Origin of the sequence: Mycobacterium hackensackense (genome assembly GCF_025822555.1) — a bacterium.
Taxonomy (GTDB): domain Bacteria; phylum Actinomycetota; class Actinomycetes; order Mycobacteriales; family Mycobacteriaceae; genus Mycobacterium; species Mycobacterium fluoranthenivorans.
In genome coordinates, this window is record NZ_JACKUC010000032.1 from 288,053 (window position 1) to 306,910 (window position 18,858).

The following is an 18,858-nucleotide window of genomic DNA, read 5'->3' on the forward strand; positions in this document are numbered from 1 at the left end:
TAGGGTTTGACCAAGATCAATCCTGGACGTTTCCTGAGAGTCTTATCAGCGTCTCGGGAACCTGTCGCAGGACTTGATCGTTGATCGTACGTCCGGGAACGCCGGACCTACAGCACAGGAGAGGACCTACGGTGCGCGAGAGCAGCAACCCGGTATTCCGCTCCCTGCCGAAAGAGCAGGGCGGATACGCGCAATTCGGTACCGGAGCCGCGAGCTTCGGTGCGCAGCAAGTGCGTGATGCGGAACCTTATGTCACGCAGTACCCGGACCAGCAGCGCGGCGTCTCGCGACCGCTGACCATCGATGATGTCGTCACCAAGACGGGCATCACCCTGGCTGTGGTGACGGTCGTCGGCGTCCTGTCGTACTTCCTCGTGTCGCAGAACTACGGACTGATGATGCCGTTCGTGGCCATCGGCGGTCTCGGTGGCTTTGCGCTGGTGATGATCGCGACGTTCGGTCGCAAGCAGGACAACCCGGCCATCGTGCTGAGCTACGCCGCACTGGAAGGTCTGTTCCTCGGCGCGGCGTCCTTCCTGTTCGCCAACCTCGTCTCCACCGGCGGCCCCGGCATGATCGCGCAGGCGGTCTTCGGCACGGTGGGCGTTTTCGTCGGCATGCTCGTGGTCTACAAGACCGGAGCGATCCGGGTGACGCCCAAGTTCACCCGGATGCTGGTGGCCGCGATGTTCGGTGTCGTGGCGATCGCGCTGCTGAACATGGTGCTCGCGCTCTTCGGTGTCGGCGGCGGCGAGGGTTTCGGCCTGCGTAGCGGTGGCCCGCTCGCGATCGTGTTCTCCCTGGTCTGCATCGGCTTGGCCGCGTTCATGTTCCTCGTGGACTTCGATTCCGCGGACCAGCTGATCCGCGCCGGTGCGCCGGAGAAGGCCGCGTGGGGCATCGCCCTGGGCCTGACCGTCACCCTGGTCTGGCTGTACATCGAGATCCTGCGCCTGCTGAGTTACTTCAACAACGACTAGTACGACGGCGAGAGAAAGGGCGTCCACAGCGTGGGCGCCCTTTTTCATGCGTTGATGTGGCCGGGTTGCGGCCCGCGACTCAGGGCACCCGGGGCGTGACCCGGCTTGCCGCCTGGACGGCGTTGGCGCGGGCGGTGTCCACGTCGGCGTCGTAGGCCAGCGCCACACCCATCCGACGCTTCACGAAACTCTCCGGCTTGCCGAACAGCCGAATGTCGGTGCGCGGCACCCGCAGTGCGTCGTCCACCCCGTCGAAGACGATGCCCTCGGCATCCACGCCGCCGTAGATCACCGCGCTCGCCCCCGGGGTCCTGAGCGAGGTGTCGACCGGCAGGCCCAGGATGGCCCGGGCGTGCAGTTCGAACTCGTTCTGCCACTGCGTCACCATGGTCACCATGCCGGTGTCGTGCGGCCGCGGGCTGACCTCGCTGAACCACACCTGATCACCCTTGACGAACAGCTCGACACCGAAGATGCCCTGCCCGCCCAGATCCTCTGTCACCGTGCGCGCGATGTGCTGCGCACGCTCGAGGGCGGTGGTCGACATCGGGTGGGGCTGCCAGCTCTCGACATAGTCGCCGCTGACCTGTTTGTGCCCGATCGGTTCGCAGAACTGGGTGCCATCGATTGCCCGCACCGTCAGCAGCGTGATCTCGTAGTCGAAATCGACGAATCCCTCGACGATGATGCGGGTGTTGCTCACCCGGCTGCCGGACATGGCGTAGGCCCACGCCGCCGCCACGTCATCCGGGCCGTCGATCTTGCTCTGGCCCTTACCCGAACTGCTCATCACCGGCTTGACGACGCACGGATAGCCGATGCTCTCGTCGATCGCGGCCTGCAGTTCGTCCTGCGAATCGCAGAATCGGTACGGACTGGTCGGCAGCCCCAGGGTTTCGGCGGCCAGCCGGCGAATACCCTCGCGGTCCATGGTCAGCCGCGCCGCCCGCGCCGTCGGGATCACCCGCACCACGCCGTCGGCCTCCAGCGCCTCCAGCGTCGGGGTCGCGATCGCCTCGATCTCGGGCACCACGAGGTCGGGCTTCTCGGCTTCGATGAGGGCCCGGAGTTGATCGGGATCGGTCATCGAGATGGTGCGCGCGTGATGCGCGATCTGTTGGCCGGGCGCGTGGTCGTAGCGATCGACGGCGATGGTCTCGACGCCGAGGCGCTGCAAGGCGATCAGTACTTCGCGGCCCAGTTCACCCGAGCCCAGCAGCATCACCCGGGTGGCGTGCGCCGACAGCGGTGTTCCGAGAGTGGTCATGGTTCCTCGGGTGTCTGTGATGCGCTGGGGGCGCGAACATTTCGCATGCTCGCGCCCCCAGTGCACGGTGAAATCAGGACAGTCGCTCCACGACCATCGCCATACCCTGGCCGCCGCCGACGCACATCGACTCGATACCGAAGGTCTTGTCGTAGGTCGCCAGGTTGTTCAGCAGCGTCGCGGTGATGCGGGCGCCGGTCATACCGAACGGGTGCCCCAAGGCGATGGCGCCACCGGACACGTTCAGCTTGTCCTCGTCGATGCCGAGCTCGCGGGCGGAGCCGATCACCTGCACCGCGAAGGCCTCGTTGATCTCGACCAGGTCGATATCGGAGATCGTCTTGCCGGCCTTGGCCAATGCCCGCGTGATGGCCTCGATCGGGCCCAGGCCCATGATCTCCGGCGACAGCCCGGACACCCCGGTGGAGACGATCCGCGCCAGCGGGGTCAGACCCAGCTCCTTGGCCTTGGTGTCGCTCATGATGACCACGGCGGCGGCGCCGTCGTTGAGCGGACAGGCGTTGCCCGCGGTGATCGTGCCGTTGGGCCGGAACACCGGCTTGAGCTGGCTGATCTTGTCGTAGGAGGTGCCGGCGCGCGGACCGTCATCGGTGGACACGACGGTGCCGTCGGGCAGCGTCACCGGAACGATCTCGCGCTCGAAGAAGCCGTTCTTGATGGCCTCCTCCGCGCGATTCTGCGACCGCACGCCCCAGTGGTCCTGGTCCTCGCGGCTGATGCCGGTGTAGTTCGCGACGTTCTCGGCGGTCTGGCCCATGGCGATGTAGACGTCGGGGATGAGGCCGTCTGCGCGGGGGTCGTGCCACTCGGTGGCGCCCTCGGCCTGCTTGGCCGTGCGCGCCTGCGCCTCGTCGAACGCGGCGTTCTTGCTGTTGGGCGCACCGTCGGCGGCGCCGACGCCGAAGCGGGACACCGTCTCGACACCGGCGGAGATGAACACGTCACCCTCGCCGGCCTTGATGGCGTGGAAGGCCATCCGGGTGGTCTGCAGCGAGGACGAGCAGTACCGGTTCACGGTGGTGCCCGGCAGGAAGTCGTAGCCGAGTTCGACGGCCACCGCACGCGCGATGTTGTAGCCGGCCTCACCGGCGGGCTGCGCGCAGCCCATCATCAGGTCGTCGATGTCCCGGGGGTCCAGCGAGGGCACCTTGTCGAGTACCGCGCGCACCATCTGGGCGGCCAGGTCGTCGGGACGCATGGTGGCCAGCGATCCCTTTACGGCGCGGCCGATCGGTGAACGGGCAGTGGCAACGATGACGGCTTCGGGCATGATGGCTCCTCTGGCTCCCGAGGTGGAGGGGTTGCTTCCCCCAGAACCTAACCCGTGACAGGAGCGACGATCGGTGCGGGTACGCCCGTGGTGCGCCGCCACAGCCGGGTCAGGCCGCTGACCCGGCCGAACATCGAGTTCGCCGACTGCAGCGGCGACTCGGGATCGTGTTCACCCAGTGCGTCGCAGAGCGCCGGCAGCAACTGTTCGGCCGCCAGGGCGTACCCCTCGCCGGACGGGTGGTAGCCGTCCGGCGAGAACAGCCGGTCGGGTGCCTGCTGGAAATGCGGTGCCAGCAGATCCGAGAACGGCACCGGCACCCCACCGGCCGCGCGTACGGCCGCGGCCTGGGCGCGGGCCAGGCTCAGCCCGCGGCTGCGGGTGTACCAGCGCAGTGGTTGCGGGATCGCGGAGATGACACCGAAATCCGGGCAGGTGCCCACGACGACGACGGCGCCGCTGTTACGCAGGCGACGCACCGCGGACTCCAGTCGGCGCGCCGACGGACCGATGCCGTTGACGGCGGTGATGTCGTTGGCGCCGATCATGATGACCGCCGCGTCCGGCGGCGGACCCGCCACGTACATGGCGTCGATCTGACCGGACAGCCCTTTGGACGTCGCCCCGACAATCGCCTTCGTGCTCAACCGGACCCGCTTACCGGACAGCTCTGCCAGCCCCCGGGCGATCCGCACACCCGGCACCTCCTCGGCCGATTGTGAGCCGTAGCCGGTGGCGGTCGAATCGCCGAACACCATCAGGTGGAGATCGAAGGTGACACCGCGCTGAAAACGTTCAACCGGTCCGCCGCCGGGGTGGTAGACGCCGTCGGCGCGGGGTGGCACGTCCCAGGATTTGGGGATGACCTGCCGCGTCTTGGCGGCTTGTCCGGTCAGGAGGGTGCGAGCCCCGACATAGGCCGAACCCGTTGACGCGACGGCCGCGGCCGCCAGAGCGATGGTTGACCGACGCGGTGTGCCCACCCGGTTGATTTTAGTGACCTCGGCACGGATGTCAGTGAGCTCGAGCTGTCCGAACGGTCACGTTGCGGTATCGAGTGCGGCACCAAATCGGCACTTTGATTTGTTGAACAAATTGACGGTGGCAAGCTAAGTTACCCCGGTTGGCTAAGTAACCAGACTTATCCGGGCACTACAACGGCGTAGGAAGTGGTGGCGATGACGGCACCAAGTGAGATCTCAGGCTCCTCTCGTGCTGCTATCAGTGCAGCTAGAGCCCATCGAGTACGTCGATTCCCGGTCAGTGACTGGGCCCCGGTCGAGGTCGTCGAAGACGGTCCGAGCATCGCCGGCCGACTCGCTTCACTGGCCGCTCGGATGACCATCAAGCCGGTTCTGGCAATCGGTTGCCACGCTCCTACGCTGCCCTGGCCGTTCGGGATCGTGGACTTCGCCGCGCGAATCCTGCGGCCGTCGGCCGGCACCGTGCGTGCCACCATCGCGTTGCCGAACTGCACGGCGCAGCTGGTCCGCGCCGACGGGGTGCTGCCGGCGGACGGTAACCGCAGCGTCGTGCTCTACCTGCACGGCGGGGCCTTCCTGTCGTGCGGTGTGAACACGCACGGCAGGCTGGTGGAGAGCCTGTCGAAGTTCGCCGACAGCCCGATGTTCGTCGTGAACTACCGCAAGCTGCCCAAACATTCCATCGGCGAGGCACTCGATGACTGCTACGACGCCTACCGGTGGCTGCGGCTGACCGGTTATGCGCCCGAGCACATCGTGCTGGCCGGCGATTCGGCCGGTGGCTACCTCTCGCTGGCGCTCGCTCAGCGGCTGTTGGCCGAAGGTGAAGAACCCGCCGCCATGGTGACGCTGTCGCCCCTGTTCGAGATCGACAACGCCGGCCGCGAACAGCATCCGAATCTCGACGGTGACGCGATGTTCCCGCCGCACGCGTTCGGTGCACTCGCCGAACTGATCGGCAGGGCCGCGGACAAGACCGGGGAAGAGGTGTACGAACCCCTGGACTACATCGAGCCGGGCCTGCCCCGCACGCTCATTCACGTGTCGGGTTCGGAGGTTCTGCTCAACGATGCGCGAAAGGCCGCCCGAATGCTGGCCGCCGAGGGCGTACCGGTCGAGGTACGGGTCTGGCCAGGCCAGATGCACGTCTTCCAGTTGTGTTCGCCGTTGGTGAACGAGGCGACGCGCTCATTGCGCCAGATCGGTGAGTACATTCGCGAAGCCACCTGGTGACTCCCGCTTGGTGACTGATGGCGCGGCCTGACACGATGGATGTATGCGCATCGCCAGGCACATCAGTGACCTCATCGGTAACACCCCGCTGGTTCAGCTGAACTCGGTTGTGCCGCACGGCGCCGGACTGGTCGCCGCCAAGATCGAGTACCTGAACCCGGGCGGCAGTTCCAAGGACCGGATCGCCGTGAAGATGATCGACGCGGCCGAGGCGAGCGGCGCCCTCAAGCCTGGTGGCACCATCGTGGAGCCGACCTCCGGCAATACCGGAGTCGGTCTGGCGCTGGTGGCGCAGCAGCGCGGCTACAAGTGCATCTTCGTCTGCCCGGACAAGGTCAGCGAGGACAAGCAGAACGTGTTGCGCGCGTACGGCGCCGAGGTCGTGGTGTGCCCGACGGCGGTGCCGCCGGACCACCCGGACAGCTACTACAGCGTCTCCAACCGGCTGGTCGAGGAGGTTCCCGGGGCGTGGAAGCCCGACCAGTACTCCAACCCGAACGGGCCGGCCAGCCACTACGAGACCACCGGTCCGGAGATCTGGGCCGACACCGACGGCAAGATCACGCATTTCGTGGCGGGCGTCGGCACCGGCGGCACCATCACCGGGACCGGCCGTTACCTCAAAGAGGTGTCCGGCGGACGGGTCAAGGTCATCGGAGCCGACCCGGAGGGCTCGGTGTACTCGGGCGGCACCGGGCGCCCGTACCTGGTCGAGGGTGTCGGTGAGGACTTCTGGCCCAGTGCGTACGACCCAACCGTGCCCGACGAGATCATCGCGGTCTCGGATGCGGATTCCTTCGAGATGACCCGCCGGCTCGCCCGCGAGGAGGCCCTGCTGGTCGGTGGTTCGTGCGGGATGGCCGTCGTGGCGGCGCTGCGGGTGGCCGAGCGGGAAGGTCCCGACGCCGTGGTGGTGGTGTTGCTGCCCGATGGTGGGCGCGGTTACCTGTCAAAGGTTTTCAACGATGCGTGGATGTCGTCGTACGGCTTCCTGCGCAGCAGGCTGGATGGGTCCATCGAAGAGGTCACGGTCGGGCATATCTTGCGGCGCAAGTCCGGTGAGCTGCCGGATCTCGTGCACACCCATCCGTCGGAAACCGTCCGTGACGCGATCAACATCCTGCGTGAGTACGGGGTGTCGCAGATGCCCGTCGTCGGTGCGGAACCGCCCGTGATGGCCGGCGAGGTGGCCGGCAGCGTGTCCGAGCGGGACCTGCTCTCCGCCGTGTTCGAGGGACGGGCGAAGTTGGCCGACGCGGTCGGCGACCATATGGGCGCGCCGCTGCCACTGATCGGTTCCGGTGAACTGCTCAGCACCGCGGCCAAGACTTTGCGCGATTACGACGCACTGATGGTTGTCGAGGATGGCAAACCGATCGGTGTGCTCACCCGCCATGATCTTCTCGGATCGCTTTCCGACGGCGGTTTCCCCCGGTAGACGCGGCGTTCGCCGCAGTTTGATAGCTGCGAATTCAATTACTTACGCTAATGATTGGCGTGCCACGGTTGTTATGTCGGGGCGATGAAGAAATGGCTATGGTATCCATTTCGGGCGAATTCTCAGGTAGGGTGACACCGCTCATAGTCAGCTAATTTCCTCACCTTGGAAGGCGTCCATGACCACACCTCCGCCACCGCCGCCTGGAAATTATCCGCCGCCCCCACCGCCTCCCGGTGGTGGCTATCCGCCTCCGCCGCAGGGTGGCTTCCCGCCGCCTCCGCCGCCGGGCGGGGGATCAGGTCCGGGTTTCGGTGCGGGATTCGGGGGACCGGCTCCCGGCGGTGGGTTGCCGCAGGACGCGTACACGCCGTGGTTGACCCGTGTGCTGGCCTGGTTGATCGACTTCATCCCGGTGTTCATCCTCGAGGGCATCGGTTACGCACTGCTCCTCGGCACCCGGGAGACCGTGTGTGTCACCGATACCTCCGAGTACGACCTGGGCGACTTCTGCGCCACCGGAGCCTCGACGCTCGGTCAGGCCTCCGTCTTCATCGCCGGATTGGTGGTGCTGGCGTATGTGATATGGAACTACGGGTACCGGCAGGGCACCACCGGGTCGAGCATCGGCAAGGGCATACTGAAATTCAAGGTGGTCAGCGAGAGTACCGGCCAGCCAATCGGTTTCGGTCTGTCGATCGTGCGCCAGCTCGCGCACATCGTCGATGGCCTCATCTGCTACATCGGGTACCTGTTCCCGCTGTGGGACGCAAAGCGGCAGACACTGGCCGACAAGATCATGAAGACAGTGTGTCTGCCGCTCTGACCTAGGCTCAACCGAAGCGCCGGTCCGCGAAATCACTGCGCGGACCGGCGTTTCACCGTAACGACCGACTGACGAGAGGGTGTTATGACTCAGCCACCACCTCCGCCCGGCAACTACCCGCCGGGTGGATATCCGCCACCGGAGAACGTCCCACCCGCCGGTGGCTACCCGCCGCCCGCGCCGGGTGGCTATCCGCCGCCACCGGCCCCCGGCGGTTACCCGCCGCCGCCCGCACCGGGTGCGTACCCGCCCCCGCCGGCCGGTAACTATCCGCCGCCGCAAGGGAATTACCCGCCGCCGCCGGCCGGGGGTTACCCCCCGCCGCCGCCACCGCAGGGTGGTTACGCACCGCCGCCGCCCGGATACCCGGGTGCACCGGCGTTCGGCGGCCCCGGTCAGGGATACAGCGTCGGCGAGGCGTTCTCCTGGGCGTGGAACAAGTTCACCAAGAACGCGGCCGCAATCCTCGTGCCGACGCTGGTGTTCGGCGTGGTGTACGCGGTCCTGCAGGGCATCATCCAGTTCATCTCGAGCCTGTTCACCACCACGAACAGCTACACCAGCTACGACGGTGGCTACGCGGCGAGCGTCTCGATGGGTGTCGGCGGCATCGTCGTCTCGATCATCGGCAGCATCGTCATGCTGGTCGTCGCGGCGGTGGTGCAGTCCGCCTATGTCGGCGGCATGCTCGACATCGCCAATGGGCAACAGGTTGAGATCGGTTCGTTCTTCAAGCCGCGCAACGTGGGCAACGTGATCATCGCGTCGGTCGTGTCCGGCATCATCGTCGCCATCGGGGTCGTGCTGTGCATCGTGCCCGGCATCATCGCGACCATCATGCTGTTCTTCACCACGGTGATCGTGCTGGATCGCAACGTGTCCGGTATCGACGCCATCACGACCAGCTTCAACATCGCCAAGGCCAATTTCGGTCCGGTGGCGCTGACGTGGCTGACGACGATCGGCATCTTCATCGTCGGCACGCTGGCGTGCCTGGTCGGCCTCATCGTCGCCTATCCGGTGGTGTCGCTGATCACCGTCTACGCCTACCGGAAGCTCTCCGGTGGTCCGGTCGCCGCGCTGACGCCGTAAACCGTTCGAGCCGAAACGGGGTGGACCGCAATCCGGTCCACCCCGTTTCGCGTTCGGCGCGCACCACTAGCCTGAGGGGTATGAGCGAGCAGAAGAGTTCCTCGGACGCACACCGGTGGCAGGGTCTGGCGACCCGGGCGATCCACGCGGGCTACCGGCCGGATCCGGCCACCGGCGCCGTCAACGCCCCCATCTACGCCAGTTCGACCTTCGCCCAGGACGGTGTGGGCGGCCTGCGGGGCGGGTTCGAGTACGCCCGCACCGGTAACCCGACCCGGGCCGCGCTGGAGGCGTCGCTGGCCGCCGTCGAGCAGGCCGACTACGGGCGTGCGTTCAGCTCCGGGATGGCCGCCACCGATTGCGCATTACGCGCGGTGCTGCGCCCAGGCGACCACGTCGTCATCCCCGATGACGCCTACGGTGGCACCTTCCGCCTGATCGACAAGGTCTTCACCCAGTGGGGTATCACCCACACGCCCGTGCCGCTGTCGGATATCGATGCCGTCGCCGCGGCCATCACCGCGCAGACGAAGCTGATCTGGGTCGAGACACCGACCAACCCGCTGCTCAACATCGCCGATATCGCCGCGCTGGCCACCGTCGCCCGGGCGCGTGGCGCGAAACTTCTGGTGGACAACACCTTTGCCTCACCCGCGTTGCAGCAGCCGTTGACCCTGGGGGCGGATATCGTGCTGCATTCGACCACGAAGTACATCGGCGGGCACTCCGATGTGGTGGGTGGTGCCCTGTTGACCAGCGACGAGGAACTGGACGCGGCGTTCGGTTTTCTGCAGAACGGGGCGGGCGCGGTACCCGGCCCGTTCGACGCCTACTTGACCATGCGGGGCCTCAAGACCCTGGTGCTGCGGATGCAGCGGCACAGCGAGAATGCGGCGAAGGTCGCCGAGTTCCTGGCCGAGCATCCAGCCGTGGCGTCGGTGTTGTATCCGGGGCTGGACAGCCATCCCGGGCATGCCGTCGCGGCCAAACAGATGACCGGCTTCGGTGGCATGGTGTCGGTGCGGCTCAAGGGCGGACGGGCCGCGGCCCACGAATTGTGCGCGCGCACAGAGATTTTCATTCTCGCTGAATCTTTGGGCGGAGTGGAGTCGCTGATCGAGCATCCCGGTGCCATGACGCATGCCTCCACTGCGGGATCGCAGCTGGAGGTGCCCGACGATCTGGTCCGGTTGTCGGTCGGTATCGAGGAATCCGCCGATCTGCTCGGCGACCTCGAGCACGCACTCGGTTAGCCGGCCAGCGCCTGCCGCAACGCCGACGCGGTCACCGCGAGGTTGACCTCCGCCAGCCCCGTCGGTTGTTCGTCGACCCAGCTGCCCAGCGCGATCTCGCCGGCGCGGGCATGTACCCAGCGCCAGCCGCGGTCGTTGAGGCTCAGCAGCGCACCGAGCCCGTCCACCGCGTGCAGCAGCGAGATGATGGCTGCGGTCGGCGGTGGGGGCGGGTGTCGGTCGAACAGTGCCGCCAGCAAGGCCGCGCGGGCCGCGTCGACGCGATCTCGGCGGACGAGGGGCAATGCGTCGGGCTGTGCCATCCGGCGGATCTGCCCGATGTGCTCCAGCCAGCCCACCAGGTGGTCCTCGCTGTGCTTGCGCAGCTTGGTCAACGCGGTCGCGGGCCGCAGGGGGCGGCGTTGCAGGAGCTCGAATGCGGGACCGGTCACCGGGTCCAGGGGACCGGTCCCGGTCAGCGCGACCAGATGCCCCGGGGCAACGCGTTCACCGTCGACCGCGGGCCGGACCCGGCAGACAAGGGCGAGGTCCAGCAGTACGGCCGCGCCGACGACGCGCTGACGCCGTCGTCGTTCAAGGCCGGGAAGGGCCGACGAATTGTCGAGCAGGAGCAGAAGCAGGTCCTCGGCGATCTGGGCCATCGGGGATCAACCCTAGCGGTCGCCGAGGACGGCAGCCTCAGGCGTGATACGGCTCCGCGCTGAGCAGGGTAACCGTGACGGTGTTGCCGTTGGGAATCGTGTAGCTGCGGGTATCGCCGACCTTGGCGTCGAGCAGCGCCTCACCCAGCGGTGACTTCGGCGAGTAGACCTCCAGCTTGCCGTCGCTGACGCCCTCTTGGCGGGTGGCGATCAGGAAGGTCTCGGTGTCGCTCTTGTCGTCGCCGTACTGCACCTTCACCACGGAACCGGGCAGCGCGACGCCGGACTGCTTGGGAGCTTCGCCGACCTTGGCGCTGTTCAGGAGTTCCTGCAGCTGCCGGATGCGCGCTTCTTCTTGGCCCTGCTGCTCGCGGGCGGCGTGATAGCCACCGTTCTCGCGCAGGTCGCCCTCTTCGCGACGGTCGTTGATCTCGGCGGCGATGACGGGCCGGTTGGCGATCAACTGGTCCAGCTCGACCTTCAGCCGGTCGTGTGCTTCTTGGGTCAGCCAGGTGACCTGGGTATCGGTCATATCCTCGCGCTCCTGTCGTTGTTTGTTCTTGCGCTGCGCCGCGTGAGTGCTGTGGCGTGATGCCGCATTCGCAGCCGCAGATCGCGTACTAAAGCAGCAATACACGGCTCCAGCCGGAACCGTGTATCGGGCCAGTCTACCACCGTCGGGTCAGCGGATTTTCATGATTTCGCTGTTCGGCGTTGGTTGTGCCGACGCCCGCAGCGGTCCCGCGGGAGCGCGGCTAGGGGGTTCGCAGATATGCGGGCACGTCGGTGCCGCAGCCGTAGATATCGCCGACAGCGGGCGGCTTGGTCGTCTTCACCTCGGTGGTGACCTGCACCGATGTCTCGGTCGAGGGTGGGACCAGGATTTCGCGCCGGCCCACCTCGCCGCCGTCCTTGGACCGTGCCCGCACGATGCACACCACCGGTCGCTCCGGATCGGCACGGGTCACCGTGATGGTCACCGACACCGTCTGGTTGTCGATCAGCTTGTACCCGCCGAGCTCACCCTTGACGTCCCCGGCGCCCAGCCGGTTGAACGCGACGAGCGCGAGGGCCACCCCTGCCGTCACAATCAGTGCGGTCAACCCGATGGCCACCCGGCGCCGGGTACTGCGGGACAATCGCTCACGCCCATACCGGGCGGCGGGACGGTCGATGGTCAAGGTTTTGGCTGCCCGTCGGTCGGTTGCTTCTACTAGGACTGGAACTATAGGACCGTGGGCATGAAGAGGCGGCGGCCGCGGTTGTGGAAAGAAACCGTTAGATGAGACGAGATGACTGAACTGCGATTGATGGCGGTGCACGCCCACCCGGACGATGAATCCAGCAAGGGTGCGGCGACCACCGCACGGTATGCGGCTGAAGGTGTCCGCGTCATGGTGGTGACGCTGACCGGCGGAGAACGCGGGGACATCCTCAATCCGGCCATGGACCTGCCTGAGGTGCACGGCCGGATCGCCGAGGTGCGCCGCGACGAGATGGCCAAGGCCGCCGAGATCCTCGGCGTCGAGCACCACTGGCTGGGCTTCGTCGACTCCGGGTTGCCCGAGGGCGATCCCCTGCCGCCGCTGCCCGACGGCTGCTTCGCCGCGGTGCCGCTGGCCGAGCCCGTCGAACGGCTGGTGCGGGTGATCCGGGAGTTCCGGCCGCACGTGCTGACCACTTACGACGAGAACGGTGGCTATCCGCACCCCGATCACATTCGCTGCCACGAGGTCAGCGTCGCCGCCTACGAGGCCGCCGCGGACTATCTGCGCTATCCGGACGCGGGTGAGCCGTGGAGCGTGTCCAAGCTCTACTACAACCACGGCTTCCTGCGCCGGCGCATGCAGATGCTGCAGGACGAGTTCGTCAAGCACGGCCGCACCGGACCCTTCGACAAGTGGCTGGAGCACTGGGATCCCGAGTTCGACGTCTTCGAGGGGCGGGTCACCACCCGGGTGCACTGCTCGGAGTACTTCTCGCAGCGTGATGACGCGCTGCGCGCCCATGCCACCCAGATCGACCCGACCGGCGATTTCTTCCACGCGCCCATCGAATGGCAGCAGCGGCTGTGGCCGACCGAGGAGTTCGAACTCGCGCGCTCGCGGGTACGGGTGCAATTGCCCGAGACTGATTTGTTCACGGGAATCGAGACATGACCGATACGTTCATCCTGATCGCCGGCCTCCTCGCCGAGGAGGGGCCCCGCGATACCGGGCCTGATTTCGGTAAGGCCAGTCCGCTGGGCCTTGTCGTGGTCGTCATCCTGTTGATCGGCACCTTCGCCCTGGTGTGGTCGATGAATCGGCACCTCAAGAAGCTGCCCGAGTCGTTCGACCCGGAGCACCCGGAGCCGGATCAGGCCATCGACGAGGGCACGACGGGTGAGTTCAAGGATGACGCCAAGGGGTAACACGCTCGGCGGGGCCACCAGCCCGTACCTGCGCCAGCACGCCGACAACCCGGTGCACTGGCAGCAGTGGGGCGCCGAGGCGCTGGCCGAGGCCGCCGAGCGGGATGTCCCCATCCTGCTGTCCATCGGATACGCGGCCTGTCACTGGTGCCACGTGATGGCGCACGAATCGTTCGAGGATCTCGAGGTCGCCGCGGCGGCGAACGCCGCGTTCGTCTGCATCAAGGTCGACCGCGAGGAACGCCCCGATCTGGACGCCGTCTACATGAATGCCACCATCGCACTGACCGGGCAGGGTGGCTGGCCGATGACATGCTTCCTCACCCCGGACGGCCGGCCCTTTTTCGCCGGCACGTATTACCCCAAAGATGGTTTCCTGCAATTACTGTCGGCGGTCGAGCAGACCTGGCGGGAGCGCCGGGCCGAGGTGGAACAGGCGTCCGAGGCCATCACGGGCGAACTGCGCGCGATGACCACGGCCCTGTCCGGAGGTCCCGCGCTGGAGCCTGCGCTGTGCGATCACGCGGTGGCCGCCGTGCTCCGCGACGAGGACCCCGCATACGGCGGTTTCGGGCGGGCGCCCAAGTTCCCGCCGTCGGCGCTGCTGGAAGCGCTGCTGCGACATGAGGAGCGGGCCGGAGCCGGCCTCGAGGTGGTGGAGCGGACCTGCCAGGCGATGGCCCGCGGAGGTATCTACGATCAGCTGGCCGGCGGCTTCGCTCGCTACAGCGTCGACAATGCCTGGGTGGTACCGCATTTCGAGAAGATGCTGTACGACAACGCGTTGCTGCTGCGGGTGTACGCACACTGGGCGCGGCGCACCGGAAACCCGTTCGCGCGCAGGATCGCCGGCGAGACCGCCCGGTTTCTGATCGAGGAGCTCGGCGACGGCGGCATGTTCATCTCGTCCCTGGACGCGGATTCCGGCGGGGTGGAAGGCCTGACCTACGTGTGGTCGCCGGAGCAGTTGCGGGAGGTCCTCGGTGCCGAGGATGGTCCTTGGGCCGCTCAGCTTTTCGGTGTGACCGAGGAGGGGACCTTCGAGCACGGGACGTCGGTGTTGCAGCTGCCGGTGGATCCCGACGACGCGGCCCGGTTCGCGCGGGTCCGGGACATGCTGCTGGCCGCACGCGCGCAGCGGGTCCAGCCCGGGCGGGACGCCAAGATCGTCACCGCCTGGAACGGGCTGGCCGTCACCGCGCTCGCCGAGGCCTCGGTGGCGCTGGGGGAGCCCGAATATCTGGATGCCGCAACGCATTGCGCTCGTTCGTTGCTGAACCTGCATCTCGTCGACGGCCGGCTGCGCCGGGTCAGCATGGGTGGGGTGGTCGGTGGCAGCGCGGGAATTCTGGAGGACTACGCGGCACTGGCCACCGCGCTGCTGACGCTGTATCAGCTCACCGGCTCGTGGTTGCCCGAGGCGACCGGACTGCTCGACACCGCGCTCGCGCACTTCGCCGACGCCGACGGGCGCTGGTTCGACACCGCCGACGACGCCGAGACCCTGGTGCTGCGCCCGGCCGATCCACTCGACGGGGCGACCCCGTCGGGGGCGTCGTTGGTCGCCGAGGCGCTGCAACTGGCCGCGCACCTGACCGCCACGCAGCGTTACGCGACGGCCGCGGGCGCCGCCCTGGCCACGGCGACCCCGATCCTGGGCAAGGCGGCGCGCTCCGGTGGGCATTGGCTGGCGGTGGCCGAAGCGGCGGTCCGCGGCCCCCTCCAGATCGCCGTCGCCTGCGATCCGGACCACTCCGAACTGCTCACCGCGGCAAGGATGTTGGCACCCGGTGGAGCGATCGTCGTCGGCGGCCCGGCGGACAGCAGCGAACTGCTGATCGGCAGGGACCGCATCGCCGGGCGCGACGCTGCGTATGTGTGCCGCGGCCGGACCTGCGATCTGCCGGTGACGACGGCGGAGGAACTCGCCGCGGCGCTGAGTCGCGCCGTGTAGCGTGCGGCGCATGCCCACTCCCGAGCAGATCACCGCCACCGTTCACCGTTATCTCGAGCTGGTCGCCAAGGGCGCACCCGACGAGGTCGTCGAGCTGTACGCCTCCGATGCCACGTTGGAGGACCCGGTCGGCGGCGAGGTGCACATCGGTCGGCAGGCCATCCGCGGTTTCTACGCCAATATCGAGAACGTCAAGGGCACGACCGAGATCCACACCCTGCGCGCGCTCGGCCACGAGGCGGCCTTCTACTGGCAGCTATCGCTGGACTTCGGCAACGGCGTCGGGATGAGCATCGAGATCATCAGCGTCATGACGTTCGACGCGGACGCCAAGATCACGTCGATGAAGGCCTACTGGGGGCCGGACAACGTCACCAACCACTAGAAAACCGCGAACCACATCGCGATGTAGTGGCAGATCGCCGCGACCGCGGTGCAGGCGTGGAAGAACTCGTGGTGACCGAAGGTCGTCGGCCACGGGTTGGGCCACTTCAGTCCGTAGAGCACACCGCCGATGCTGTACAGCGCGCCGCCGACGATCAGCAGCACCACTGCCGCGACACCCGCGCCGTCCATGATCGGGCCGATGAACCATGCCGCCACCCAGCCCAACAACAGGTAGAGCGGAACGCCGACCCAGGCTGGCGCGGACGGCCAGAACATCTTGAGCAGCACCCCGGCGGCGGCACCGCTCCACACGATCCAGAACAGCACCATGCCCTTGGAATCGGGCAGGGCCAGCAGGGCGAACGGCGTGTAACTGCCCGCGATGAACACGAAGATCGTCGAGTGGTCCAGACGCTTCATCCACTTGCGGGCGTTCGGCGATGTCCAGTTGACCCGATGGTAGGTGCCGCTGACGGTGAACATCGCGACGATGGTGAAGGTGTAGATCAGGGTCGACACGCCGGCACGGGTGCCCTGCAGCGACCACGACACCGACACCAACGCCGCACCCGCGATGAACGCGACGATCGCCGAGTAGACGTGGATCCAGCCGCGGGCGCGCGGCTTGCCCAGGAACTGGGCCACCCCGTCGACGACGGCGGCAGGCAGGTCGCCGGGATCGTCGGAGGATTGGGTGGTGGCTGCCGCCGACCGGTACGGCCGGCTGGCGTCGATCGGAGTTGTCATCGTCACCTCCACTGACTGGGTCACCTCCACTGACTGGCATGGGGGAGCCTGGTTGTCACAGTAGTCTGATTTTCGTGGAGATCATTCCCCCGCGTCTCAAGGAGCCGGCGTACCGGCTGTACGAGATGCGGTTGCGCAACGAACTGGTTCGCTCGAAATCCGAACTCCCTCGCCACATCGCCGTGTTGTGCGACGGCAACCGGCGCTGGGCACGCGACGCCGGCTACGACGATGTCAGCTACGGCTACCGCAAGGGTGCGGCCAAGATCGCCGAGATGCTGCGCTGGTGCCAGGCCGCGGGAATCGAACTGACCACCGTCTACCTGTTGTCCACCGAGAACCTCGGGCGCGATCCGGACGAGTTGTCGGCCCTCATCGAGATCATCACCGACGTCGTCGAGGAGATCTGCGCCCCGGCCAATCACTGGAGCGTGCGGACGGTCGGCGACCTGGAACTGCTCGGGGAGGAACCCGCCCGCCGGCTCCGGGAGGCGGTCGACGGCACGGCGAGAACGGCCACCAGAGGTCCCGGTTCCTTCCACGTCAATGTGGCCGTCGGCTACGGCGGTCGCCAGGAGATCGTCGATGCCGTGCGGGCCCTGTTGAGCAAAGAACTCGCCAACGGTGCCACCGCCGAACAACTCATCGATGCGGTCACCGTCGACGCGATCTCGGAGAATCTCTACACCTCTGGGCAGCCCGATCCCGACCTCGTCATCCGCACCTCGGGTGAGCAACGTCTCTCCGGATTCCTGTTGTGGCAGAGCGCATATTCGGAGATGTGGTTCACCGAGGCGCACTGGCCGGCCTTCCGCCGCGTCGACTTCCTGCGCGCGCTGCGCGACTACACCCGGCGCCACCGGCGCCACGGCCTGTAACCATCATGGCCTGGCTGTCGGCGGTCGTCTTCGCACTCAGCTGGTGGCTCGGCCTGTATCTGCTCGCCCGGAATCCGCGTAAGCCCGTGCTGGCGCTGGCCGCGGCCGGGCTGACGAGTTTCGCCGCGGTGGTCGCACTGGACGCGGTGCGGGTGGCGGCCGGCGGGCTGCAGCGCAGTACGCATCTACTGAGTCAGATCGAGGTCTACCTCGTCGTGCTGCCCGGCATCTTCTGGTTCGCGGTGTTGCTGGAACTGTCCCGCCCCCAGGACAACCCGCCCGGCCGGGCGCGCGAGTTCGTGGCAGTCGCGGTGGTGGCCGCGGTGGCGCTCACCGGCGCCGCCATGGCGGGCAACGTCGACGGTCCGCTGCGCGCCGGCCACTGGGTGATGTTCGCCGCGGTGTCGGTGTCCTCGCTGGGGGCGATGGCCACCACGACGTTGCGACCCGTCCAGCCGGTCCCGGTGGTGCGCTTCGTCGTGGTGGCCACCCTGTTCTTCGCGCTCGGCAACGCCATCCTGGTCATCCCGCTCGGCCTGGTGCCCAGTTGGCTTGCGTTGGCGTCCACCGGGTTCGACGTGGCCCTGCTCGGGGTGGCCGTCGCGCTGTCCGACGCCTTCGACGAGGGGCAGGCCCTGCGCGCCGACATGCTGCGGTCGTTCACGGCGACGGCGGTGGTGGCCCTGGTGTTCGGCGGGCAGGCCCTGGTCGGCCTCGCCGTGGCGGGGCCGTCGGCGCGGACGGCGCTGACGGTACTGCTGTTCACCAGCGTCGCGATCGCCGTCGCGATCAACGTGCTGGCCGATCCGCTGGCCGGACTGCTGGACCGGGTCACGTTCTCGCGCTCCCCGGAACTGCGGGCCGACCGTGCCGCGTTGCGCCGCACCGAGTCCGCCCTGCCGCTGCGCTCGGCGCACCCACTGGACCAGGTCGACGACGAGGCGTTCGCACGCCTGACCCGGCGTGCACTGGGCCACTACGGTGACCTGTCCAAGCTGGTGGCCAGTCCGCTCACCGCGCTGCCCATCATCGATGTCCGGCTCGCTTCCCGGGGCGCACCCGATCAGCCGCTGGAGCGGGCCAACGAACTCAGGGCGCTGTTGGCCGACCGGATCGCCGCGCTGAAACCACGCGACGGCGGCGACTTCGGCACCAGCGAGCAATGGCGGCACTACAACTCGCTGTACTTCCCGTACGTCGCGGGCGTGCGCGCCTACGCACAGAACGCGACCGCATCCGGACTCGACCCGGTGGCCCGACAGGCCTGGCAGTGGCTGGTCACCGAGGTGCCGCAGCGGTCCCTGCACAACTGGCAGAACGCCGCGGCCCGCGTCATCGCCGCCGACCTGCGCGGCGGGCAGGTGGCGCACACGGGCTGAGCTGGGCTTGGCAGTGTCTGGCAGCGACCGGGGCAGACCTGGCAGTGGATTTCTCGCAATGTTGGTGGTGTTCCGCACCCTCGACGAAGAGGAGCC

The 18,858-nt window shown here is 67.5% G+C and carries 19 protein-coding genes; 12 read left to right on the plus strand and 7 right to left on the minus strand.

Going from position 1 to position 18,858, the window contains the following annotated elements:
• Positions 1–131 precede the first annotated feature (131 nt).
• A complete protein-coding gene (locus tag H7J86_RS25720) occupies positions 132–980 on the plus strand; it encodes a Bax inhibitor-1/YccA family protein (RefSeq protein ID WP_090362609.1) in 849 nt (282 codons plus the stop codon).
• 79 nt (positions 981–1,059) lie between these two features.
• Here H7J86_RS25720 and purT read toward each other — a convergent pair whose 3' ends face one another.
• The 3 genes from purT to H7J86_RS25735 form a co-directional block, all read right to left on the minus strand.
• The gene (gene purT / locus H7J86_RS25725; protein WP_187096699.1) at positions 1,060–2,247 is read right to left on the minus strand and encodes a formate-dependent phosphoribosylglycinamide formyltransferase; all 1,188 of its coding nucleotides are present in this window, start codon (positions 2,245–2,247) and stop codon (positions 1,060–1,062) included.
• Between the two features lie 73 nt (positions 2,248–2,320).
• Positions 2,321–3,538 (minus strand): acetyl-CoA C-acetyltransferase, encoded by a 1,218-nt coding sequence (locus H7J86_RS25730; RefSeq protein ID WP_187096698.1) that lies wholly within the window; start codon positions 3,536–3,538, stop codon positions 2,321–2,323.
• Positions 3,539–3,585: 47 nt separating this feature from the next.
• Positions 3,586–4,521 (minus strand): SGNH/GDSL hydrolase family protein, encoded by a 936-nt coding sequence (locus H7J86_RS25735; protein ID WP_090362618.1) that lies wholly within the window; start codon positions 4,519–4,521, stop codon positions 3,586–3,588.
• 195 nt (positions 4,522–4,716) lie between these two features.
• Between H7J86_RS25735 and H7J86_RS25740 the strand changes: the two genes are divergently transcribed.
• The 5 genes from H7J86_RS25740 (at position 4,717) to H7J86_RS25760 (ending at position 10,363) form a co-directional block, all read left to right on the plus strand.
• Positions 4,717–5,754, plus strand: coding sequence for an alpha/beta hydrolase fold domain-containing protein (locus H7J86_RS25740; protein ID WP_090362780.1), 1,038 nt, complete (start codon positions 4,717–4,719; stop codon positions 5,752–5,754).
• Between the two features lie 43 nt (positions 5,755–5,797).
• Positions 5,798–7,192, plus strand: coding sequence for a cystathionine beta-synthase (locus H7J86_RS25745; protein ID WP_090362621.1), 1,395 nt, complete (start codon positions 5,798–5,800; stop codon positions 7,190–7,192).
• Positions 7,193–7,370: 178 nt separating this feature from the next.
• Entirely contained in the window at positions 7,371–8,018 is a 648-nt protein-coding gene (locus H7J86_RS25750; protein WP_090362624.1) for an RDD family protein, read from the plus strand.
• Positions 8,019–8,102: 84 nt separating this feature from the next.
• Positions 8,103–9,110 carry a DUF2189 domain-containing protein gene (locus H7J86_RS25755; protein WP_187096696.1) on the plus strand — a complete coding sequence of 336 codons (1,008 nt, stop codon included), beginning with the start codon at positions 8,103–8,105 and terminating at the stop codon, positions 9,108–9,110.
• Positions 9,111–9,190: 80 nt separating this feature from the next.
• Positions 9,191–10,363 (plus strand): cystathionine gamma-synthase, encoded by a 1,173-nt coding sequence (locus tag H7J86_RS25760; RefSeq protein ID WP_090362630.1) that lies wholly within the window; start codon positions 9,191–9,193, stop codon positions 10,361–10,363.
• On the opposite strand, the gene H7J86_RS25765 is transcribed toward H7J86_RS25760, so the two are convergent.
• From H7J86_RS25765 to H7J86_RS25775, 3 genes are all read right to left on the minus strand, one after another.
• Positions 10,360–11,004, minus strand: a complete 645-nt coding sequence (locus H7J86_RS25765) for a GPP34 family phosphoprotein (RefSeq protein WP_267294411.1) — start codon at positions 11,002–11,004, stop codon at positions 10,360–10,362. The genes H7J86_RS25760 and H7J86_RS25765 overlap by 4 nt on opposite strands.
• A 37-nt stretch (positions 11,005–11,041) precedes the next feature.
• Positions 11,042–11,536, minus strand: a complete 495-nt coding sequence (gene greA / locus H7J86_RS25770; protein ID WP_090362636.1) for a transcription elongation factor GreA — start codon at positions 11,534–11,536, stop codon at positions 11,042–11,044.
• A gap of 223 nt (positions 11,537–11,759) precedes the next feature.
• Positions 11,760–12,185: a DUF4307 domain-containing protein gene (locus H7J86_RS25775; RefSeq protein WP_267294413.1), complete on the minus strand. Its 426-nt coding sequence runs from the start codon at positions 12,183–12,185 to the stop codon at positions 11,760–11,762.
• 111 nt (positions 12,186–12,296) lie between these two features.
• Between H7J86_RS25775 and mca the strand changes: the two genes are divergently transcribed.
• Genes mca through H7J86_RS25795 form a run of 4 tightly spaced genes read left to right on the plus strand, consistent with a single transcriptional unit; the run spans position 12,297 to position 15,756 of the window.
• On the plus strand, positions 12,297–13,163 hold the full coding sequence (gene mca, locus H7J86_RS25780) for a mycothiol conjugate amidase Mca (protein WP_090362643.1): 867 nt from the start codon (positions 12,297–12,299) through the stop codon (positions 13,161–13,163).
• Positions 13,160–13,417 carry a hypothetical protein gene (locus tag H7J86_RS25785; RefSeq protein WP_090362646.1) on the plus strand — a complete coding sequence of 86 codons (258 nt, stop codon included), beginning with the start codon at positions 13,160–13,162 and terminating at the stop codon, positions 13,415–13,417. The genes mca and H7J86_RS25785 overlap by 4 nt, the downstream gene beginning before the upstream one ends.
• Positions 13,401–15,371, plus strand: a complete 1,971-nt coding sequence (locus H7J86_RS25790; RefSeq protein ID WP_267294415.1) for a thioredoxin domain-containing protein — start codon at positions 13,401–13,403, stop codon at positions 15,369–15,371. The genes H7J86_RS25785 and H7J86_RS25790 overlap by 17 nt, the downstream gene beginning before the upstream one ends.
• Before the next feature lie 10 nt (positions 15,372–15,381).
• Complete coding sequence (locus H7J86_RS25795) at positions 15,382–15,756, plus strand: nuclear transport factor 2 family protein (protein ID WP_090362782.1); 375 nt, start codon at positions 15,382–15,384, stop codon at positions 15,754–15,756.
• Here H7J86_RS25795 and trhA read toward each other — a convergent pair.
• Positions 15,753–16,505, minus strand: a complete 753-nt coding sequence (gene trhA / locus H7J86_RS25800; RefSeq protein ID WP_090362784.1) for a PAQR family membrane homeostasis protein TrhA — start codon at positions 16,503–16,505, stop codon at positions 15,753–15,755. The genes H7J86_RS25795 and trhA overlap by 4 nt on opposite strands.
• A 74-nt stretch (positions 16,506–16,579) precedes the next feature.
• Here trhA and H7J86_RS25805 point away from each other — a divergent pair, with 74 nt between their 5' ends.
• Both H7J86_RS25805 and H7J86_RS25810 read left to right on the plus strand, forming a co-directional pair.
• A complete protein-coding gene (locus H7J86_RS25805; protein ID WP_090362652.1) occupies positions 16,580–17,383 on the plus strand; it encodes a (2Z,6E)-farnesyl diphosphate synthase in 804 nt (267 codons plus the stop codon).
• Positions 17,384–17,388: 5 nt separating this feature from the next.
• Positions 17,389–18,762 carry a hypothetical protein gene (locus tag H7J86_RS25810; protein ID WP_187096692.1) on the plus strand — a complete coding sequence of 458 codons (1,374 nt, stop codon included), beginning with the start codon at positions 17,389–17,391 and terminating at the stop codon, positions 18,760–18,762.
• The last annotated feature ends 96 nt before the right edge of the window (positions 18,763–18,858 follow it).